The organism is Phyllobacterium myrsinacearum (genome assembly GCF_002980555.1).
Taxonomy (GTDB): domain Bacteria; phylum Pseudomonadota; class Alphaproteobacteria; order Rhizobiales; family Rhizobiaceae; genus Phyllobacterium; species Phyllobacterium myrsinacearum.
In genome coordinates this window covers 698,198-717,805 of the sequence record NZ_PVBT01000001.1, presented here as the reverse complement: position 1 = coordinate 717,805, position 19,608 = coordinate 698,198, and the positions used below count along the sequence as shown (strand labels likewise).

Below are 19,608 nucleotides of genomic sequence, written 5' to 3'. Positions count from 1 at the left end.
GGCCGCATCACCCGCGGCCGGAAATACAATGCTTATCTTAGCCGGCGAGCGCGTCGCGCACGGCTGCCACGGCAGCCTCGGCCCTGGAGCCGTCGGGTCCGCCGGCCTGCGCCATGTCGGGACGGCCGCCGCCACCGGCACCGCCAAGCGCCGCGGAGGCGACCTTGACCAGATCGACGGCGCTGAACCTGCCGACGAGATCATCGGTAACGCCAACGACCGCGCTGGCCTTGCCATCTCCCGAAACGCCAATGAACGTCACGATGCCGGATCCGATGGTTTTTTTGGCATCGTCGGCCAGCGGCTTCAGATCGCGCGGATTGACGCCGGTGACCACCTTGCCGATGAAGCCGACACCATTGACCGTTTCGGACGGTGCTGCGCCATTGCCGGAGCCGCCAAGCGCCAATTGCTTGCGCGCCTCGGTGAGCTCGCGTTCCAGCTTGCGGCGCTCATCCAGCAATGCGGTCACACGCGCCAGCGCGTCGGCAGGCGTGGACTTCAACACGCCGGCAATCGCCTTGACCCGGTCGTCCTGCTCTTCGAGGTAGCGGCGCGCGGCTTCGCCAGTCAGCGCCTCCATGCGGCGCACGCCCGCCGCCACGGCGCTTTCCGACACGATGCGGATCAGGCCGATATCGCCGGTGGCGCGCACATGCGTGCCGCCGCACAATTCCGTCGAATAGCTCTTGCCCGATTTCTCGCCATGCAGCGCCGTGCCCATGGAAACCACGCGCACTTCATCGCCATATTTCTCGCCGAACAACGCCATGGCGCCTTCCGCGATGGCATCGTCGACCGCCATCAGGCGGGTGCTGACCGGTGCGTTCTGCAGGACGATTTCGTTGGCAAGGTCTTCGATGACGGCCAGTTCCTTGTCCGAAATCGGCTTCGGATGGGAAAAATCGAAACGCAGGCGATCCGGCGCAACGAGCGAGCCTTTTTGCGCCACGTGGGTGCCGAGGGTTTCGCGCAGCGCCTCATGCAGCAGGTGCGTCGCCGAGTGGTTGGAGCGGATGCGCGTGCGGCGGGCGCTGTCGACGGTCAGCTCCACCGGCGCGCCGAGCTTCACCGTGCCCTTGAGCACCTTGCCCAGATGCACGAACACGCCGTCATTCTTCTTCTGCGTGTCGGTGACAACAACGGTAAAGCCGTCACCGGAGATGATGCCGGTATCGCCCTGCTGGCCGCCGGACTCGCCATAGAACGGCGTCTGGTTGACCACGAGGGCAACGGCCTCGCCTTCCCCGGCGCTGTCCACCTGCGCACCGTCCCGCACCAGCGCGGTGATGACGCCTTCGGCCTTCTCCGTCTCATAACCGAGGAATTCGGTCGCGCCGACCTTGTCGCGCACCGCAAACCAGACCGTTTCGGTCGCCGCATCGCCGGAGCCGGACCAATGGGCGCGGGCTTCCGCTTTCTGCCGCTCCATGGCCGCGGCAAAGGCATCCGTGTCAACAGCAATCCCGCGCTGGCGCAGCGCATCCTGGGTCAGATCCAGCGGGAAACCGAAGGTGTCATAGAGTTTGAACGCGGTTTCGCCATCGAGACGGTCGCCTTCGCCAAGACCTTCCGTGGCATCGCTGAGCAGGCCAAGGCCGCGATCCAGCGTCTTGCGGAAGCGGGTTTCCTCGAGCTTCAGCGTTTCAGAAATCAGCGATTCCGCCCGGATCAGCTCCGGATAGGCCTGGCCCATCTCGCGGATAAGCGCCGGCAGCAGGCGCCACATCAGCGGCTCCCTGGCACCCAGCAGCTGCGCATGGCGCATGGCGCGGCGCATGATGCGGCGCAGCACATAGCCGCGGCCTTCATTCGACGGCAGCACGCCATCGGCAATGAGGAAACTGGACGAACGCAGGTGATCGGCGATCACCCGGTGGCTGGCGCGGAACTTTCCTTCCGCCTTGACGCCGGTCGCGTCTTCCGACGCGCGGATGAGCGCCCGGAACAGGTCGATATCATAATTGTCATGCTCGCCCTGCAGCACGGCTGCCAGGCGTTCCAGCCCCATGCCCGTATCGATCGACGGGCGCGGCAACTCGATGCGCTCTTCCTTGGTGATCTGCTCGAACTGCATGAAGACGAGGTTCCAGATCTCGATGAAGCGGTCGCCGTCCTCATTGGCGCTGCCGGGAGGGCCGCCCCAGATGTCTTCGCCATGATCGTAGAAAATTTCCGAGCACGGACCGCATGGGCCGGTATCGCCCATCGCCCAGAAATTGTCGCTGGTGGCGATGCGGATGATGCGGTCATCGGACAGACCGGCAATCTTCTTCCAGAATCCGGCAGCCGCATCGTCCGTATGGTAGACGGTGACGAGCAGCTTGTTCTTGTCGAGACCATACTCCTTGGTGATCAGGTTCCAGGCGAGGCTGATCGCCTCCTCCTTGAAATAATCACCGAAGGAGAAATTGCCGAGCATTTCAAAGAAGGTGTGATGGCGTGCGGTATAGCCGACATTGTCGAGGTCATTGTGCTTGCCGCCGGCGCGCACGCATTTCTGCGATGTGGTCGCGCGGCTGTAGGGCCGCTGCTCCAGACCGGTGAAAACGTTCTTGAACTGTACCATGCCGGCATTGGTGAACATCAGCGTCGGGTCGTTGCGCGGCACGAGCGGGCTCGACGCCACGATCTCATGGCCGTTCTTCTTGAAATAGTTCAGAAATGTCGACCGGATTTCGTTGACGCCACTCATGTGCATTGCCTTCTGACTTGTCTCTAACCAAAGCGAAATAGGCCCTTTCTGCAACAAAGGGCGGAACGCAACGCTTGTAGCGATGCGACCGCGGCCTGTCCAGAAAATCCCTGTGATAATGGGCCTTGCTTATGAACAGCACAGCCTTCGAATACGCGCACTCTCCCTCATACCGAGCTTGTCGAAGCACGCAGAGCGGTTGTGCGTGCTTCGACAAGCTCAGCATGAGGGAAGTTAGCCCCAATATGAAAGACGGTCTTACAGCGTGAGAGCATTTTAAAAGAAAAACCCGCATCCGGCAGCCGGATGCGGGTGATGAAGCGCAGACCGGAACGGTCCGCCCTTAGGAGATCAGCCTTCGGCGGCCTCGGGTCCGTCATTGTCCTCGATATCGTCCGGGCCCTTGTCCAGCATCTGCTCGGCAATCAGACCGGCATTCTGGCGCAGAACCAGCTCAATTTCATTGGCGACTTCCGGATTGTCCCTGAGGAACAGTTTCGCGTTGTCGCGGCCCTGCCCCAGACGCTGGGAGTTGTAGGAGAACCACGAACCGGACTTTTCGACGATACCCGCCTTGACGCCCAGATCGACCAGCTCGCCCGTCTTGGAAACGCCTTCGCCATACATGATGTCGAATTCGACCTGCTTGAAGGGCGGCGCCAGCTTGTTCTTGACCACCTTGACGCGGGTCTGGTTACCGACCACCTCGTCACGCTCCTTCAGCGCACCGATGCGGCGGATGTCGAGGCGCACCGAAGCATAGAATTTCAGCGCATTGCCGCCCGTCGTGGTTTCAGGTGAACCGAACATCACGCCGATCTTCATGCGGATCTGGTTGATGAAGATGACCATGCAATTGGAGCGGGAGATGGATGCGGTCAGCTTGCGCAGCGCCTGGCTCATCAAGCGGGCCTGCAGGCCGGGGAGAGAATCGCCCATCTCGCCTTCGATTTCCGCACGCGGGGTCAAGGCAGCAACGGAATCGACCACCAGAACATCGATCGCACCGGACCGGACCAGCGTATCGGTGATCTCCAGCGCCTGTTCGCCGGTATCGGGCTGCGAGATCAGAAGGTTCTCCAGATCCACGCCCAGCTTGCGGGCATAGACCGGGTCCAGCGCATGCTCGGCGTCGACAAAGGCGCAGATGCCGCCCTTCTTCTGGGCTTCGGCAATCGTATGCAGCGCCAGGGTTGTCTTACCGGAGCTTTCCGGCCCGTAAATCTCGACAATACGGCCTTTCGGCAGACCGCCGACGCCGAGGGCTATATCCAGGGAAAGCGAGCCGGTCGACACCGTCTCAATTTCCACCACCTGCTCATTGCGTCCAAGCCGCATGATCGAACCCTTACCAAAGGCTCTCTCGATCTGTGACAATGCCGCATCCAGCGCTTTCGTTTTATCCACCGAATTACCCTCAACTAACCGCAAAGAATTTTGAGCCATGTTACACTACCCCTGTGCTATCCATGAAGCCCGGATGCTCCGGCCTTTGAAGATATTTGTATCTGTTTTGTTCTCATTTGGCAATATGCACAAGCCATTGAAAAGCAACAATAACACAAAAATGTTCTTAAAATGTTCCGGAGTTGACCCGTTTGCGCTTGTCCACATGTTCCTCGTGCCTGGACAGCGGGAACGGGAAAACGGCGGCCGCCGGATTCGAATCGTTGCGGCGATTGCGTCAGGGCCGCAGGCAATCTAGAGAAGAAAAAGACCAAGTGTCTTGCAACCGATCATTTTGTTCAGCAAAAGCCACCAACCATGACTCAGGATTACACACCGCTGCTGTTTGCTGTCGGCGGCGCCCATATGGACCGGCGCGGCCAGAGCAGCGTTCCCTTCATTCCCGGCGCGTCCAACCCCGGCATCATGCGCGAAGAGCCCGGCGGCGGCGTCTTCAATGCACTGCGCCTTGCCGTGCGGCGCGGCGTACGGGCTGAAATGCTGTCGGTGCGCGGCGGCGACCGGGTTGGCGATGTCATCGGCGCGGCCTTTGAGGCCGCCGGAATCACGGACAGTTCCGCCGTGTTCATCGACCGGGCAACGCCGAGCTATACGGCGATTCTCGATGAACAGGGTGACGTGGTTGCGGCCATTGCCGACATGGCGCTGTATGAACTCGCCCTGCCCCGGCAGCTCAGGCGGCGCAAGGTGCGCGATTCGATTGAAGCGGCCGATGCGGTTTTCGGCGATGCCAACCTGCCATCCGAAGCGTTGCAAAAACTGGCGGAGCTGGCTGGCGGCAAGCCGCTCTATGCGCTGGCGATTTCCCCGGCCAAGGCCGTGCGTCTGCGGCCGGTGCTCGGCAATCTCGCCTGCCTGTTCCTCAACCGGCGCGAAGCCTTCGCGCTGACGGGGCTCGGCGCCGATGCCAGCCTGCCCGCTCTGCACCGCGCATTGATGGCGGAGGGGCTGCAGGCGGCCGTTGTCAGCAATGGCGGCCAGGCTGCGCTGGCCTATTCGAGCGCAGGCGCATTTTCCCTTTTGCCGCCCGAACTGAGCGGCATTGCCGACGTCACCGGTGCGGGTGATGCGCTGGCGGGCGGCACCATATCGGCGCTGATGCGCGGCCTGCCCCTCACGGACGCCGTGCGCGAAGGCTTTGCCGCCTCGGCGCTGACGCTGCAAACCCATTCGGCAACGCCGGTCTTCACATCCAGGATTTTCGACGCGGCACTTGCGGCCATACCGGCAGCCATGCCGCTCGCCTGAGCCAACGGCCAGACATGACAAAGGAAAGAACCATGACCACAACAGCCCTCAACCCGTTCACCGACATTGCACCGGAGGTGCAGAAAGCGCTTGCCGCCGGGCAGCCGGTGGTGGCTCTGGAAAGCACGATCATCACCCACGGCATGCCCTATCCGGACAACAGCCGCATGGCCGCCGATGTCGAGACGATCATCCGCGATGGCGGCGCCGTCCCGGCGACCATCGCCATCATCGATGGCCGCCTGAAGATCGGCATTTCGGCTGAAGAACGCGAGGCGCTGGCGCAGGTCAAGGGCGCCATGAAGCTGTCGCGCGCCGATCTGGCGTTTGCGCTGTCGGAAGGCCGCACCGGCGGCACCACCGTTGCCGCCACCATGCTGGCCGCGCACATGGCAGGCATCAAGGTGTTTGCCACGGGTGGCATTGGCGGCGTGCACATGGGCGCGGAGACCAGTTTCGACATATCCGCCGATCTGGAAGAACTGGGCCGCACCCCGGTCATCGTCGTTTCGGCGGGTGCCAAGGCGATTCTGGATATTGAAAAGACGCTGGAAGTGCTTGAAACCAAAGGCGTACCTGTCGTCGTGCATGGGGCGGATATTCTGCCGGCCTTCTGGTCGCGCCAGTCGCATCTCAAGGCCCCCTTGCGCCTCGACACGCCCGAAGCCATTGCCAAATTCCAGGCAACGCGCAGCGCCATCGGCGTCAATGGCGGCATGCTGATCGCCAACCCCATTCCGCTGGAAAGCGAAATTCCGGCCGGCATCATGGGCGGATACATCCGCGAAGCGCTGGCGCGCGCCACAAAAAATGGCATCACGGGCAAGGCCGTGACGCCATATCTTCTGTCGGAAATCCTCGACATTACCAAGGGTGAAAGCCTGAAGGCCAATATCGCCCTGGTGGAAAACAATGCACGCCTTGCGGCGCGCATTGCCGTTGCATTGGCCAATATCAGGTAAGCGGCGAAATCTGCAGTTCGACGCGGCGATTCTGCGACCGGCCGGCTTCCGAATTGTTGGAGGCAATCGGCCGGTCCATGCCGAGGCCGCGAACGGAGAAACGCCGGTTGTCGATGCCCTGCTGCGTCAGATAGTTCGAAACCGACAGCGCGCGGCGCTCGGACAGGAGCTGATTGTATTTTTGGCCGCCGACATTGTCCGTATGGCCATAGACATCGATAATGCTCCGGTCGAACTTGCGCAGCACCACTGCAACTGAATTCAACGTTGCGTAGAACTGCGGCTTCACCGCGTCCTGGTCCGTGGCGAACGTGATGTTCGACGGCATGTTCAGGATGATCTGATCGCCATTGCGCGTCACCGACACGCCCGTTCCCTGCAATTGGGCACGCAGTTCCGCTTCCTGCCGGTCCATGTAATTGCCGGCCATGCCACCGGCCAGCGCGCCGATACCGGCACCGATCAGCGCGGCATTGCGGCCGGATTTGCCGCCGCCGCCAACCGCAAGACCGCCCAGTGCGCCAACCGCTGCACCGATCGCCGCGCCACCTGCTGTATTCGATATTTTTTGCTCGCCCGTGTAAGGATCGGTCGTGGTGCAACCGGCCAAAAACGTCGCGGCAAGACAGCCGATGGCAAACTTCTTGATCATGGAATCAGGTCCCCGTTGGAAATGCTGCGAAATATAGCATCGAATACGGCAAAATATGGAAAAGAACCGGCTAAATCAGCTGTATCCTGGCCATTGTCAGCGCATCGACATACCGCCCGTTCTTGAAGGCATAATCCCGGTGCAGGCCTTCCCGCTCAAAGCCGCATTTTTCGTAGAGACCGATGGCTTTGACATTGTCGGCATGCACCATCAATTCCAGGCGCCGGATGTTGAGCCAGTTGTCCGCCGCATCGATCAGAGCAAGCAGCAGCGCCTTGCCGATGCCGCGCCCGGTGAAATCATCGTGCACGCCGAGCCCGAGATGCGCGCTATGGGCCCGCCTGCCATCGGCGCGATGCAGACCCGCATGGCCGACGACCTGTTGATCGATCTCGGCAACGATGCTTGTCGTCCCCGCACCCAGGTTCTCGAGCCATTTGCGGGTCTGCTCCGCACTCTGAAAGGGCAAGCGCAGCGTACCGGCGCGAAAGCCGGGTAAATTGGTCATTGCGTTGATCTGTTCAAAATCGGCAACGCGCGCCGCCCGGATCGAAAACGCGCCGTCGCGGGATGGTGATAAGGGCTGGTCTTGCATCTGGCTCTCCATTTGTTCGAGGAGAGCGAAGGTCAGACCCTGCTCGCCTCCTGGCAGGGTCTGGTGAAGGATCGCGTCGGCGTCAGCGCAATAGCTCTCCACCACCCCTGAGAAGGAGTGCGGTGTACAGCATCACGATATTCGAACGACGGGTCATGCCGCTATCTTTCACCACGCGATCAGTGATTTCAAGAGAGTTTTTGATTCAAAACCTGACCCTGTTCAAAAATTTTGACCGATATGCCGGGCGGAATTCGTTTGCGCCGCCGGTCTTATTCCAACATGCTCCGTCGCACCCGAACGACACCGACAGGATTTCGCATGACTGAGACCTCACAATCACCCGTAGCAATCATCACCGGCGGCGGACGCGGCATGGGCGCAGGCATCGCCCGCGAGCTGCATGCCAGAGGCTACAAGCTCGGGCTGATGTCACCTTCCGGCAGCGCCATCGAGCTGGCAGCGGAATTGGGCGCGATCGGCATCAAGGGTTCGGCTGGAGAGGCCAAGGACCTGGAAACGCTGGTCGCCAGGACAGCGGAAGCCTATGGGCGCATCGACGCCGTGGTCAACCACACCGGCCACCCGCCGAAGGGGGACCTCATCGACATCACCGACGAGAAGTGGGCGCTCGGCAATGACCTGATGGTCTTGAGTGTTGTGCGCATGGCGCGGCTCGTCACGCCCTATATGCTCAAACAAGGCAAAGGCGCCTGGGTGAATATCACCACCTTTGCCGCCTTCGAGCCAAGTCTCGTCTTTCCGGTGTCCTGCGCCTATCGCGCCGCCGTCGGCGCCTATACAAAACTCTACGCCGATCGCTACGCCGCCGACAATATCCGCATGAATGCGGTGCTGCCAGGCTTTATCGACAGCCTCGATCACAAGCCGGGCACCGAGAGCGGCATCCCGATGAAGCGCCTCGGCACCATGAACGAGATCGCCAAGACAACCGCGTTCCTGCTGTCGGACGATGCGGGCTACATCACCGGGCAGAACATTCGCGTGGATGGCGGGATCACCAAGCACGTCTAGACATTCTTCTACATCAGGTTGACGCCGAGGGACTCACGCAGATGCCTCCGGCCGTTCGGCGTCACGGATACGGCGCGCGTGCCTTCGACGCGCCGGATCCAGCCCTTGTCGAAGCAGTGGCTGCACAATGCGGCGCCGATGGCACCGGCCAGATGCGGGCGCCGTTCGCTCCAGTCAAGGCAGGGGCGGCACAGGACACGGCCCTTCTTCTGGTGGATCGCACCGACATCCATGCCCAGCCTGTCAAAGAGCGACAGGCCGCTATCCGTCAGTTCGCCCGCATCGAGTCCGAGTTCCAGATGCCCGGCCCCGACGAGCGCATCGGTGATCGACACGCCCAGCTTACCCGCCAGATGGTCATAGCAGGTGCGCCCCGCCCTTAATGCCGCGTCGCGCGGCCCGGTGCGCACCGTCTTGCCGCCCGCGGCAGGCGCGGCAATCTGCATGATGCTTTCGATCATCTGCGCAACTGCCGGCGATGCCAGCCGGTGATAGCGGTGCCTGCCCTGCTTTTCCACCTGCAGAAGTCCGGCCTCCGTCATGCGTGTGAGATGGCTGCTGGCCGTCTGGGCCGTAATCCCGGCAAGCTGTGCCAGTTCCCCCGCTGTCAGCGCCCGGCCATCCATCAGGCCGGTCAGCATGCTGGCGCGGCCGGGATCTCCGGCCAGCGCGGCGATTTCAGCAAATCTGGCAGTGTTCGACATGGCGCTCTTCCGTGGCTGTTCAGGGCCGATACTGGCCTATCCGCGGCAAGAATGCTTCGAAAACGCCCGAAGTATCAAGGGCGCTTCTATTCGCTTTCCAGCATGTCCTTGACCGATGTCGCCAACTGCTTCAGCGAGAAGGGTTTTGGCAGGAAGCCGAACTTGGCATCTTCCGGCAGGTTGCGGGCAAAGGCGTCTTCCGCATAGCCGGACACGAAGATGAACTTGATATCCCCGTATTCCTTGCGCAGTTCGCGCAGCAGCGTCGGGCCGTCCATCTCCGGCATGACAACGTCGGACACGATGATATCGACCTTGCCGTCCAGTTCCTTCATCACTTCAAGCGCTTCGACGCCGCTGGAAGCCTCGTGCACCGTGTAGCCGCGCGATTGCAGCGCCCGGACACCGCCCATGCGCACCGCGTCCTCGTCCTCGACGAGGAGAACCGTTGCGGAGCCGGAAAGATCGGTGGCCTTCTCGACCTTCTTTTCCTTCTTCGGCGCTTCAACCGCAACCACTTCGCCCGCCGCGTTGAGGACCGGTGCCTCCACATGGCGCGGCAGGAAGATACGGAATGTGGTGCCCTTGCCAAGCTCGGATTCGCAATGGATCGAACCGCCGGTCTGCTTGATGATGCCATAGACCATGGAGAGACCGAGACCGGTGCCCTTGCCGACTTCCTTGGTGGTGAAGAACGGTTCGAAAATCTTCTCGATGACCTCGGGCGGCATGCCGGTGCCGCTGTCCTGCACCTCGACCAGCACATAGTCGCCCGGCAGGAGATCGCGGTAGTTCAGCGCGGCGCTTTCGCTCTCGCCGATATTGCGGGTGCGGATGGTCAGATCGCCGCCTTCGGGCATGGCATCGCGCGCATTGACGGTGAGATTGACCACCACCTGCTCGAACTGGCCAAGATCGGCGCGCACCGGCCACAGGTCACGGCCGTGCTCGATCTTGAGGTTGACCTGCGTCCCCGCAAGCCGTGTCAGCAGCATGCGCACATCGGCAATGACATCGGTCAGGTCAAGCACTTCCGGCCGCAAAGTCTGGCGGCGCGAGAATGCCAGGAGCTGCCGCACCAGCGATGCCGCGCGGTTGGCGTTCTGCTTGATGTTCATGATGTCGGCAAAGGACGGGTCGGACGCCCGGTGATTGGTGAGCAGAAGGTCGGACGACATGATGATCGCCGTCAGCACATTGTTGAAGTCGTGGGCGATACCACCCGCAAGCTGGCCGACGGCCTGCATCTTCTGGCTCTGCGCCATGGTGGCTTCAAGCGCCTTCTGTTCGGTGGTCTCCACGACGGAAACGATGGCAGCCTCCTCGGCGCCCTCTTCCGAACCGGCATCGAAGACCGGACTGATATAGAAGCGCAGATGGCGCTCCTCATGGCCGGGAATGACCGTATCGACGGGCGAAATCTCCGCCTTGCCGGCAAAGGCTGCGGCCAGCGCCCGGTCGAAAGCTTCCCTGTCGCGCTCGTGCACGACGGTTTCGAGCGGCGCGCGCCGGTCGATGGCATCGCGGTCCACCACGGGCGAAAACAGGCCGAGGAAGCGCGCATTGGTGCGCAGGATCTTGCCTGAAGCATCGACGGCGGCAATCGCCATGGATGCCGAATTGAAAAAGCGGGTGAACCGCACTTCGGCGGCGCGCAGCGCGGCGGAATTGTCTTCGCCCTCGGCGCGGTTGAGCACGATTGTCCGGGTCGGGCCGCGCTTGCCGTCGCGCTGTGCCTGCACGCGGTGATAGAAGCGCACGGCGAGGCTCTGGCCATTCGCCTTGGCCAGATCGAGGTCGATCACCGTGTTGCGGCTGGTGCCCGGCTCTGTCTTCACCGCATTGATCAGCGCCATGCCATTGCCCGCAACGATATCGCGGACGGTCATGGAACCCGGCGTAAACTTGGTCAGGTCAATGCCGAGCCATTCGGCCAGCGTCGCATTGATATAGATGATGCGCCCGTCGGGATCAGCGGAGAAGAAACCCGCCGGAGCATGATCGAGATGATCGATGGCCTCCTGAATATCCTGGAAGTAGCGCTCCTGCTCGGCGCGCTCGGCGGAAATATCGGCGATCTGCCAGGCGAAAACCGGCGCTGTCTGCCCCGGAATACCCGCAACGGCGCGGGCTTTCACGCGGTACCAGGTCGGGATCGGCTCGCGGGCCGGATCGAGCGGGCGTGACAGACGCAGTTCTTCCTGGCCGGAAATCCCGTCCCGCACCGCATTGGCCAGGCGGTAGATCGGGTCGGAAGCGGCGCTTTCGCTGGAAAGGATGTGCTCGATCGCCCGCACATCGCTGGAATTGGTCACGCCCGTCAGCTGGGCATAGGCGCGATTGGCGTAGACAATGCGCCCTTTCTGATCGGCAACAACCGTACCCTCGGGAAACGTATCGACAAAGGCGCGCGTCAGCTCATCGCTGGTGCCACGCGGTGTGAACTGGATGACATTGATGGCTGAACCGAAGAGATAGAACACGCCGGTCATCGCCAGCGTGCCGAGCAATCCCAACAGGAACTGCTGCCCCAGCTGATCGCGGTAGATGAAATAAAGGATGGAAACGCCGACGAGCACAATGCCGAGAATGACAAGACGCAAGGCCGCCCTCGTCGACTTTGTGTTGGCAATGATCGGTTCTGGATAAAGATCGTTGTTCGTCTCTTGAGACATCCGTCTCAAACCCCTTCTTTTCATCGCGGATTCTGCCCGGGCAGGCCACAATATTTTGAACCGGCTGAGGTCCGTATGACCAATGCTGGTTCCGAATCGTTTGGATCATATCTTTGATGCCGTATAAACCCCAAGCGTGCAGAACCAGCCATTATTCCACGGTTTCGCACGGCAATTGCGGCACAAGATCGGCAGGACCAGCCGATAGCCACAGGCCAGACCATGCATCAGGGTTGCAGCAGGCAAAAGCTCGCACTAGTGTCGCATCTCCGGGTTCCATGTCGGGGGACGTGCGTTTTCGCCCGGAGAATGTAAAGGAGAGTTCGTCATGCATAATTGGCTGGTCGCTGTCGTCGGCGAAACCGCTGCCCCGATTGTCGGGTTCATCCTTCTTTTCGCACTGGTCATTGTCCTTCTGCTGCTCGTCTTTGCCGTCCTGCGCCGTGTCACCGGCGGCACCTTCGTCGCGGGCGGGCGCAACCGCCAGGTCCGCCTGTCGGTGACCGATGCTGCCGCTGTCGACAACCGCCGCCGCCTGGTTCTGGTGCGGCGCGACGATGTGGAACATCTGATCCTGATCGGCGGTCCCAGCGATCTGGTGATCGAGCAGAACATCCGGCAGTTTGCCAAGCCGCAGTCGCGCGTCGAACCCGCTGCCACCATCGCTCCGGCCGATACCGAGCCACGGCCGGTCGAGGCACCCCGCCCGCAAACCGTCGCTCCCGCCCGCGTTTCACCGCCCATCACGCCACTCAGCCGGCCCGCCGCTCCGGCGCAGCCTGCAACACCGCCCGTCCAGGTTCGCCCGGCCGCTCCGGTTCAAGCCGCTGCGCCGCAGCGCGAGACGGTGCAGCCCGAACCACAGCGCCCCGTTGCGGCGGCAACCCCGCTGCCACCCATTCCGCCCATGGCACCCATCCCGCCGATTACCAGCACGCCCGATGCCGTTGCCACGCCGCCCGCCGCCGCGCAGCCGCAGGCCGATGCACCCAGTCTCGATGCGCCGCACCGCGACAATGGCTGGCAGCGGACAGCCTCTCCCTCCTTTGGCTCGACCCAGCGCAGTGAACCGCACATAGACGCCCTGCCCCACTTCGAGGACCCGCGCCCTGAAACCAGGGCGCCCGTGGAAACCAGAACCACGACGGCAGCGGCGTTCCCGTTCGCCGTACAGAGTGAAGGCCTAAAACCCGCTCACGAAGAATCCTCTCTGGACATACTCGGGCCAGCCAAGCCAGCCGAAGCGGAGATCAATCTGGCGGATCTTGATTTCGGCGATGCTTTCGAAACCGATCTGGAAGGCGAACTCCACATCACGCCCGATAAGGAAGTGCGCAAGGAGGCCGGCAGCATCGAGGATGAAATGGAGCGCCTGCTCGGCGATCTTTCAAAGCCGGAGAAACGCTGACCCCGCGGTCAATGCACCCTCAAACAAAAAGCCCGGATTGATCCGGGCTTTTTATTGGTTTCATCAAGATCGCATCAATCGTCCTTATAGACTTTCTCGCGGCGCTCGTGACGTTCCTGCGCTTCGATGGAAAGTGTAGCAATCGGCCGTGCGTCCAGACGCTTCAAGCTGATCGGATCACCGGTCTCCTCGCAAAACCCGTATGTTCCGTCATCGATGCGCTGCAAGGCTGCATCGATCTTTGAAATCAGCTTGCGCTGCCGGTCACGCGCACGCAACTCGATCGCACGGTCCGTTTCCGACGATGCACGATCAGCGATATCTGGCAGGTTCGCATTCTCCTGCTGCAGGACTTCAAGCGTTTCACGCGCCTCCCGCAGAATGTCGTTCTTCCAGTTGATTAGTTTTTCACGAAAATAGGATTTCTGCCGATCACTCATGAAAGGCTCGTCATCCGTGGGCTTATAGTCAAGATCGATAAGTTTATTCATCTTTGAATCACCCTGCACCTAAGAGACGCGAGGAGGCCTATATAGGTCGTGTCACAAAGCCGCACAACTGCAAAACGACAGGCCATTCAGGGATTCGAACAAAGCGATTTTGCTTAAATAATCGGCAAACAATCCGTCAAATACCGGCCGGCATTCCACAAAATGCGATATTCCAGCCCAAAAAGCGGCAAAATTTCAATTTTGGCCGCCCGTCCCCACGGAGGCTGTTTATCCAATGCCTCACAGAAATGCAGGCCGCTCATAAATAGGACAGGCCGGTTTTGCACAATTATTTGAGAATTGCGTCATTTGCCGCAGAGGTTTATCCATTCATTGTGTCCTGAAAGAACCAAAACGTGTTGGAGTTTAGATATGAGCCAGGTCTATTTACTCCGCCATGCCAAAGCAGTCTGGCCGTCTCCGGGGCAGAAAGACTTTGACCGGACACTGGATTCCGCCGGGATTCAATCGGCAACCGTTCTGGGCGAGGAGATGAAGCGGTTCGGGCTGCGGCCGGACATCATCCTCTGTTCAACCGCGGTTCGGGCGCGCCAAACGCTGGAGCATATCGCCCTGCAGCCTCCCTTCATTCAGGAAGATCTGGAAAAACTCTATTCCGGCAGCGCCGACAACTATCTCACGGCCATCCGCATGGCGGGTCTTGAGCATGAAAATGCCCATTCCGTCATGCTGGTCGGCCACAACCCGATGATGGAGGATGTGGCCATTGCCCTCGCCGGGCGCGGCGACCCGCCCGCTCACCCCACCTTTGCAGCCGGTTTTCCCACCGCCGGGCTCGCCGTCATTGATTTTGCCGGCCCTCTGGCGGAAATCCGCCATGGAACCGGGACGCTGAGCACGTTCCTCTCGCCTTCCGAGCATCTCTGAAAAAAGCCAACTTCTTGTCATTAGACGTGTCACCCCTATATCCGGGCCTATATCCGGGCCAATATCCGGCTTGATTCAGGCCGTGAACGGGGCGAAAGCGCAGGACGATTGACTTGGGAACACTGACAACACTGACGGACGAAGCAAAGATCGCCCTCGATACCCTGGCGGATCGTACTGCAGGACTGGTCTCGCCCTCGCTCAGGCTCGGGGTGACCGGTCTTTCCCGGGCAGGCAAAACCGTTTTCATCACTGCGCTGGTGCACAACCTCATCCATGGCGGCAGACTGCCGATGTTCGAGGCGCAGAAATCAGGCCGCATCGCCAAGGCCTATCTGGAGGAACAGCCGGACGATGCCGTGCCGCGTTTCCAGTATGAGGATCACCTCAAGGCACTCATCGAGGACCGCATCTGGCCGGATTCCACCCGGGCCATTTCGGAGCTGCGGCTGACCATCGAGTATGAATCCGCGTCCATGTGGAACCGCATGTTTTCCGGCGGCAAGCTTTCCCTCGATATTGTCGACTATCCCGGCGAATGGCTGCTCGATCTGCCGCTCCTCAACAAATCCTATGCCGAGTTCTCCAGCGATTCCTTCGAGCTGGCGCGCCTCGAGAGCCGCCGCGAGCTGGCTGGCGAATGGCTTGCCGCGGCCGATGGCATTGATGCCGATGTGCAGGCCGATGAGGTCACGGCGCAGCGGCTCGCCCGGATTTTCACCGGCTATCTCAGGGCCGGCAAGGCGGATGAACGGGCGCTCTCGACGCTGCCGCCGGGCCGTTTTCTCATGCCCGGCGACCTCGACGGCTCACCCGCCCTCACCTTCGCGCCCCTGCCCAATCTCACATCCGGCAAATTCCGCCCCGGCTCGCTGGCCGCCATGATGGAGCGCCGCTACGAGGCCTACAAGACCCACGTGGTCAAACCGTTTTTCCGCGAGCACATCGCCCGGCTCGACCGGCAGATCGTGCTGGTCGACGCCATGCAGGCGATGAATGCCGGGCCGTCCGCCATTGCCGATCTTGAGCGCGCCCTGACGGAAATCCTCTCCTGCTTTCGTCCCGGCAGCACCAATTTCCTCACCGGCCTCGTCCAGCGGCGCATCAGCCGCATCCTGATTGCCGCAACCAAGGCCGATCACCTGCACCATGAAAGCCATGACCGGCTGCAGGCCATCGTCCGCCGCCTGGTGGATCGCGCGGTGAGCCGCGCCGATTTTTCCGGCGCAAACGTGGACGTCCTAGCCATGGCGGCGGTGCGCACCACGCGCGAGGCAACCGTCACCCAGGGCAAGGAAGTCCTGCCCGTGATCGTCGGAACGCCGCTCAAGGGCGAAACGATCGATGGCGAACGCTTCGACGGCAAGACCGAAACAGCCATATTTCCCGGGGACTTGCCGGCAAAAACGGATTCTATTTTTGAAGGCCCGGAATCAGTTTCTGAGGATCCGGCCATTCGCTTCGTCCGCTTCCGCCCGCCCGCACTCGAAAAGACTGCGGAAGGGTTTACACTCTCGCTGCCGCATATCCGGCTTGACCGTGCGCTTCAGTTCCTGATCGGAGACCGCCTCGCATGACCGACAGCAACCCTCGCAAACCCGCAGCCTTCCGCATGACCCCGCCCGAGACAGCCGTGCGCGCCGGGGCAGAAACGGCGCGCAAATCTGCCGAACCCCGCAGGCCCACGGCAATCAGGGATGCCGCGGTGATCACACCGGCACCGGTTGATGTGTTCGACCTCGATGCTTCAACGGCAGGCGAACTCGACGCCTTGACCCCGCCGCCCGCCCAACCGCGCAAAAAGCGCTTCTCCTTTGCGTCCGTGCTGACCGGCGCCCTCGGCGTACTGGTGTCGCTCGCCATTGGACTATGGGCCGACAATCTCATCCGCACCTTGTTCGAGCGTGCGCCCTGGCTTGGCTGGGTAGCACTTGCCGTCGGCATCGTTGCCGCTCTCTCGCTTCTGGCCATTATCATTCGTGAAACTCTCGCCCTGCGCCGCCTTACATCGGTGCAATCGCTGCGCGATGAAGCCGCCAAGGCAGTGGCCGACAATGATGCGCGGCAGGCCAAGGCCGCCGTGGCGAGGCTCGTCACCATCGCCGAAACCATGCCGGCGACCGCCAAGGGCCGTGCCCTGCTGCATGATCTGCGCGACGACGTGATCGACGGGCGCGATCTCATCCGCCTGACCGAAACCGAATTGCTGCGCCCACTCGACCGGCAGGCGCGCGAGCTCATCCTTGCCGCTGCAAAGCGCGTTTCGGTCGTCACCGCCGTCAGTCCGCGCGCCCTCGTCGATATCGGCTACGTGATTTTCGAGTCGGCCCGGCTGATCCGCCGCCTGTCGGAGCTTTATGGCGGGCGGCCCGGCACATTGGGTTTCCTCAAACTGACCCGCAATGTGATCGCCCATCTCGCCGTCACCGGCACCGTCGCCATGGGCGACAGCATCGTCCAGCAGCTTGTCGGCCATGGGCTCGCGGCAAAACTCTCCGCGCGTCTGGGCGAAGGCGTCATCAACGGCCTGATGACCGCGCGCATCGGTATTTCCGCGATGGATCTGGTTCGCCCGTTTCCCTTCAATGCGGAAAAACGGCCGGGCATCGGTGATTTTATTGGGGATCTTGCCCGTATCGGCGGCGGGAAAAAAGAATAATCCTGTGGACAGGGTTGCAATTTCGGCAGGAATGGCAACCATCCGTTAACCATTCCAACCGATGATCGGTCATCGTCATTTCAATGATTTGTGTTGAGTAATCCGAATGAAAACACGCGCAGCTGCCGCTACCATATCTTTGTTCGCCTGCGCGCTCTTCGCGTTTTCCGCACAAGCCAAGGATAAAGACAAGGACGCCGAGTTCTTTCAGACCGTCGAAGGCCAATGGGTTGGCCCCGGCGAGATTGTGGCCGGCAAGTACAAGGGTACGAAGTTCACCTGCACGCTTGACGGCTCAACCCCCGATGAAACCGCAGGGATGACACTGGACGGCAGTTGCCGCGTCGGTATTTTCAACCAGCCGATGAAGGCAACCATTGCCCGCAACGGCGGCACCTATAAGGGCACATTCCTTGACGGTGCAGCAGGCAAGGGTCTTGATATCACCGGCGGCAGCGTTGCCGGTGACCGGGTCGTCCTCAATATCACGCGCAAACAGCTGACCGGCGCAATGCTGGCCAAGTTCACCGGCGACAACACGCTGAACGTCACCATATCGGTGCGGCTGGAAGATACGCTGATTCCGGTTGTCGGCATGACCCTGAAGCGCGTGGACAACACCGCCGTCGGCAGCATCGCCAAGAACTGATCAATCCGGCCGGTTCTCGCGCCACCAGCCCGCCTCCGCGCGGGCTTTTTCTATGCCGGAACGGTCACACAAGGCAGCCCACCCGGCAATGCTTTTTCCGTTCACCACAAGGTCCGGTGCGATATCGCTGAGCGGCACCAGCACAAAGGCCCGCTCCGTCATGCGCGGATGCGGCAATGTCAGCGTCTGGCTTTCAAACCGCTCCCTGCCCTCATAGGCCAAAAGGTCGATATCGATGATGCGCGGTCCCCAGCGTTCGATGCGCTCACGTTTCATCAGGCGCTCGATATCCAGCGTGGCCGCCAGCAAAGCTTCCGGTTCAAGCGATGTTTCGACTTGCGCACAGGCATTGTGAAACCACGCCTGATCGGTTTTGCCCCAGGGCGGCGTCCGGTAAACCGGCGAAACGGCAATGACCTGCGTATCATCGCGGCGGCCGAGAGCCTGCAGGGCCTCCGCCATCGACTGCACGGGATCGCCAATATTGCCGCCGAGTCCGAGCCACGCTTTGCGCATGAGGCTCATGCCTTCGCACCCCGGGTTTCGAGCATGGCATCGGCAATGGCCAGCGCATCCCGGTTCATCCCGATGTCGTGCACGCGAAACACGTCCGCGCCGGCCAGCCGCAGGATCGCCGATGTTGCGGCCGTGACCACATCGCGCTGATCCGCATCGCGCCCTGTCACCGCGCCGAGGAACCGCTTGCGTGACGTTCCCGCCAGGAAAGGATAGCCAAAAGCCTGCAGCTCGGCGAACCGGCGCATCAGGGCTAGGTTTTCTTCGGTTTCCTTGGCAAAGCCGAATCCCGGATCGAGCACGATCTGCTCGCGCGCCACGCCCGCCAGCCTGGCGATCTCCAGTGACCGGTTGAGGAAAGCAAATTGATCGACGATGACATCGGGATCGCGCTCACGCTCGCGGCCCGTGTGCATGATGACAAGCCCGGCCCCGGTCTGCGCCGCAAGATCGGCGATCGCCGGTTCGCGCTGCACCCCCCAGACGTCATTGACGATATGCGCTCCGGCGGCAACGGCAAGCCGCGCCGTTTCCTCGCGGTAGGTATCGACGGAAATGAGCACATCGGTTTGCCCGGCCAGGGCTTCAATCACCGGAAGCACCCGCGCCTGTTCGGTCCTGGCATCGACCCGGGTTGCGCCGGGCCGGGTCGACTCGCCGCCGACATCGATGATGTGAGCCCCCTCGGCGATCATCGCCCGCGCCCCCTCGATTGCCTTGTCCGGCGCCAGATGTACGCCGCCATCGGAAAACGAATCCGGCGTGACGTTGAGGACACCCATGATGACGGCCTCCGGTCCGAGGATCAGGGATCGCCCATGCGCCAGACGCCACTCTCTTTGCATAGGGATGCTCCTTTCAATGCCGGAATGCTGCCGTTGTTTTTGAACAGAACGCTCGCCGCGTCAATTCATCCGCAACGTTTTTGGCGCTAGAGTGTTCGTACTGCAGGCAGGCTTTGGCC

17 protein-coding genes are annotated in these 19,608 nt (G+C 61.6%); 8 read left to right on the top strand and 9 right to left on the bottom strand.

The features are described from left to right. Positions 1 to 37: 37 nt before the first annotated feature. Together alaS and recA are read right to left on the bottom strand one after the other, a co-directional pair. Complete coding sequence (gene alaS / locus C5750_RS03370; RefSeq protein WP_105733091.1) at positions 38 to 2,695, bottom strand: alanine--tRNA ligase; 2,658 nt, start codon at positions 2,693 to 2,695, stop codon at positions 38 to 40. A 351-nt stretch (positions 2,696 to 3,046) separates the two neighbouring features. After that, positions 3,047 to 4,141 carry a recombinase RecA gene (gene recA, locus C5750_RS03365; protein WP_105732429.1) on the bottom strand — a complete coding sequence of 365 codons (1,095 nt, stop codon included), beginning with the start codon at positions 4,139 to 4,141 and terminating at the stop codon, positions 3,047 to 3,049. Between the two features lie 318 nt (positions 4,142 to 4,459). On the opposite strand from recA, the gene C5750_RS03355 reads away from it, so the two are divergent. Together C5750_RS03355 and C5750_RS03350 are read left to right on the top strand one after the other, a co-directional pair. Continuing rightward, positions 4,460 to 5,410, top strand: coding sequence for a carbohydrate kinase family protein (locus C5750_RS03355; RefSeq protein ID WP_105732427.1), 951 nt, complete (start codon positions 4,460 to 4,462; stop codon positions 5,408 to 5,410). A 32-nt stretch (positions 5,411 to 5,442) separates the two neighbouring features. Then, positions 5,443 to 6,372, top strand: a complete 930-nt coding sequence (locus C5750_RS03350) for a pseudouridine-5'-phosphate glycosidase (protein ID WP_105732426.1) — start codon at positions 5,443 to 5,445, stop codon at positions 6,370 to 6,372. On the opposite strand, the gene C5750_RS03345 is transcribed toward C5750_RS03350, so the two are convergent. Further along, positions 6,365 to 7,024: a YiaD family glycine zipper/OmpA-like lipoprotein gene (locus C5750_RS03345; RefSeq protein WP_105732425.1), complete on the bottom strand. Its 660-nt coding sequence runs from the start codon at positions 7,022 to 7,024 to the stop codon at positions 6,365 to 6,367. The two genes, C5750_RS03350 and C5750_RS03345, sit on opposite strands and share 8 nt — an antisense overlap. Before the next feature lie 70 nt (positions 7,025 to 7,094). Beyond that, positions 7,095 to 7,619, bottom strand: a complete 525-nt coding sequence (locus tag C5750_RS03340) for a GNAT family N-acetyltransferase (RefSeq protein ID WP_245420962.1) — start codon at positions 7,617 to 7,619, stop codon at positions 7,095 to 7,097. 321 nt (positions 7,620 to 7,940) lie between these two features. On the opposite strand from C5750_RS03340, the gene C5750_RS03335 reads away from it, so the two are divergent. Beyond that, positions 7,941 to 8,654 carry an SDR family oxidoreductase gene (locus tag C5750_RS03335; RefSeq protein WP_105732423.1) on the top strand — a complete coding sequence of 238 codons (714 nt, stop codon included), beginning with the start codon at positions 7,941 to 7,943 and terminating at the stop codon, positions 8,652 to 8,654. An 8-nt stretch (positions 8,655 to 8,662) separates the two neighbouring features. On the opposite strand, the gene C5750_RS03330 is transcribed toward C5750_RS03335, so the two are convergent. Both C5750_RS03330 and cckA read right to left on the bottom strand, forming a co-directional pair. Then, positions 8,663 to 9,358 carry an ArsR/SmtB family transcription factor gene (locus C5750_RS03330; RefSeq protein ID WP_105732422.1) on the bottom strand — a complete coding sequence of 232 codons (696 nt, stop codon included), beginning with the start codon at positions 9,356 to 9,358 and terminating at the stop codon, positions 8,663 to 8,665. A gap of 86 nt (positions 9,359 to 9,444) precedes the next feature. Continuing rightward, on the bottom strand, positions 9,445 to 12,033 hold the full coding sequence (cckA, locus tag C5750_RS03325) for a cell cycle histidine kinase CckA (RefSeq protein WP_105732421.1): 2,589 nt from the start codon (positions 12,031 to 12,033) through the stop codon (positions 9,445 to 9,447). 328 nt (positions 12,034 to 12,361) lie between these two features. Here cckA and C5750_RS03320 point away from each other — a divergent pair, with 328 nt between their 5' ends. Then, positions 12,362 to 13,441 carry a flagellar biosynthetic protein FliO gene (locus C5750_RS03320; RefSeq protein ID WP_105732420.1) on the top strand — a complete coding sequence of 360 codons (1,080 nt, stop codon included), beginning with the start codon at positions 12,362 to 12,364 and terminating at the stop codon, positions 13,439 to 13,441. A gap of 74 nt (positions 13,442 to 13,515) precedes the next feature. Here C5750_RS03320 and dksA read toward each other — a convergent pair whose 3' ends face one another. Next, the gene (dksA, locus tag C5750_RS03315; protein ID WP_105732419.1) at positions 13,516 to 13,932 is read right to left on the bottom strand and encodes an RNA polymerase-binding protein DksA; all 417 of its coding nucleotides are present in this window, start codon (positions 13,930 to 13,932) and stop codon (positions 13,516 to 13,518) included. A gap of 372 nt (positions 13,933 to 14,304) precedes the next feature. On the opposite strand from dksA, the gene C5750_RS03310 reads away from it, so the two are divergent. The 4 genes from C5750_RS03310 to C5750_RS03295 all read left to right on the top strand — a co-directional run bounded on the left by C5750_RS03310 (position 14,305) and on the right by C5750_RS03295 (position 18,128). After that, complete coding sequence (locus tag C5750_RS03310) at positions 14,305 to 14,820, top strand: SixA phosphatase family protein (protein ID WP_105732418.1); 516 nt, start codon at positions 14,305 to 14,307, stop codon at positions 14,818 to 14,820. 113 nt (positions 14,821 to 14,933) lie between these two features. Next, positions 14,934 to 16,397 carry a YcjX family GTP-binding protein gene (locus tag C5750_RS03305; RefSeq protein ID WP_105732417.1) on the top strand — a complete coding sequence of 488 codons (1,464 nt, stop codon included), beginning with the start codon at positions 14,934 to 14,936 and terminating at the stop codon, positions 16,395 to 16,397. After that, the gene (locus C5750_RS03300) at positions 16,394 to 17,479 is read left to right on the top strand and encodes a YcjF family protein (RefSeq protein ID WP_105732416.1); all 1,086 of its coding nucleotides are present in this window, start codon (positions 16,394 to 16,396) and stop codon (positions 17,477 to 17,479) included. Before C5750_RS03305 ends, C5750_RS03300 begins: the two co-directional genes overlap by 4 nt. 106 nt (positions 17,480 to 17,585) lie before the next feature. After that, a complete protein-coding gene (locus tag C5750_RS03295) occupies positions 17,586 to 18,128 on the top strand; it encodes a hypothetical protein (RefSeq protein WP_105732415.1) in 543 nt (180 codons plus the stop codon). Here the strand turns inward: C5750_RS03295 and folK are convergent, their stop codons facing one another. Both folK and folP read right to left on the bottom strand, forming a co-directional pair. Further along, positions 18,129 to 18,653, bottom strand: a complete 525-nt coding sequence (gene folK / locus C5750_RS03290) for a 2-amino-4-hydroxy-6-hydroxymethyldihydropteridine diphosphokinase (RefSeq protein ID WP_105732414.1) — start codon at positions 18,651 to 18,653, stop codon at positions 18,129 to 18,131. Beyond that, positions 18,650 to 19,489: a dihydropteroate synthase gene (gene folP / locus C5750_RS03285; RefSeq protein ID WP_105732413.1), complete on the bottom strand. Its 840-nt coding sequence runs from the start codon at positions 19,487 to 19,489 to the stop codon at positions 18,650 to 18,652. The genes folK and folP overlap by 4 nt, the downstream gene beginning before the upstream one ends. Positions 19,490 to 19,608 lie beyond the last annotated feature (119 nt).

What these genes read in the sequence shown, in the direction of transcription:
- alaS (WP_105733091.1), bottom strand. Translation starts at nt 2,695, where the DNA reads ATGAGTGGCGTCAACGAAATCCGGTCGACATTTCTGAACTATTTCAAG.
- recA (WP_105732429.1), bottom strand. Translation starts at nt 4,141, where the DNA reads ATGGCTCAAAATTCTTTGCGGTTAGTTGAGGGTAATTCGGTGGATAAA.
- C5750_RS03355 (WP_105732427.1), top strand. Translation starts at nt 4,460, where the DNA reads ATGACTCAGGATTACACACCGCTGCTGTTTGCTGTCGGCGGCGCCCAT.
- C5750_RS03350 (WP_105732426.1), top strand. Translation starts at nt 5,443, where the DNA reads ATGACCACAACAGCCCTCAACCCGTTCACCGACATTGCACCGGAGGTG.
- C5750_RS03345 (WP_105732425.1), bottom strand. Translation starts at nt 7,024, where the DNA reads ATGATCAAGAAGTTTGCCATCGGCTGTCTTGCCGCGACGTTTTTGGCC.
- C5750_RS03340 (WP_245420962.1), bottom strand. Translation starts at nt 7,619, where the DNA reads ATGCAAGACCAGCCCTTATCACCATCCCGCGACGGCGCGTTTTCGATC.
- C5750_RS03335 (WP_105732423.1), top strand. Translation starts at nt 7,941, where the DNA reads ATGACTGAGACCTCACAATCACCCGTAGCAATCATCACCGGCGGCGGA.
- C5750_RS03330 (WP_105732422.1), bottom strand. Translation starts at nt 9,358, where the DNA reads ATGTCGAACACTGCCAGATTTGCTGAAATCGCCGCGCTGGCCGGAGAT.
- cckA (WP_105732421.1), bottom strand. Translation starts at nt 12,033, where the DNA reads ATGTCTCAAGAGACGAACAACGATCTTTATCCAGAACCGATCATTGCC.
- C5750_RS03320 (WP_105732420.1), top strand. Translation starts at nt 12,362, where the DNA reads ATGCATAATTGGCTGGTCGCTGTCGTCGGCGAAACCGCTGCCCCGATT.
- dksA (WP_105732419.1), bottom strand. Translation starts at nt 13,932, where the DNA reads ATGAATAAACTTATCGATCTTGACTATAAGCCCACGGATGACGAGCCT.
- C5750_RS03310 (WP_105732418.1), top strand. Translation starts at nt 14,305, where the DNA reads ATGAGCCAGGTCTATTTACTCCGCCATGCCAAAGCAGTCTGGCCGTCT.
- C5750_RS03300 (WP_105732416.1), top strand. Translation starts at nt 16,394, where the DNA reads ATGACCGACAGCAACCCTCGCAAACCCGCAGCCTTCCGCATGACCCCG.
- C5750_RS03295 (WP_105732415.1), top strand. Translation starts at nt 17,586, where the DNA reads ATGAAAACACGCGCAGCTGCCGCTACCATATCTTTGTTCGCCTGCGCG.
- folK (WP_105732414.1), bottom strand. Translation starts at nt 18,653, where the DNA reads ATGAGCCTCATGCGCAAAGCGTGGCTCGGACTCGGCGGCAATATTGGC.
- folP (WP_105732413.1), bottom strand. Translation starts at nt 19,489, where the DNA reads ATGCAAAGAGAGTGGCGTCTGGCGCATGGGCGATCCCTGATCCTCGGA.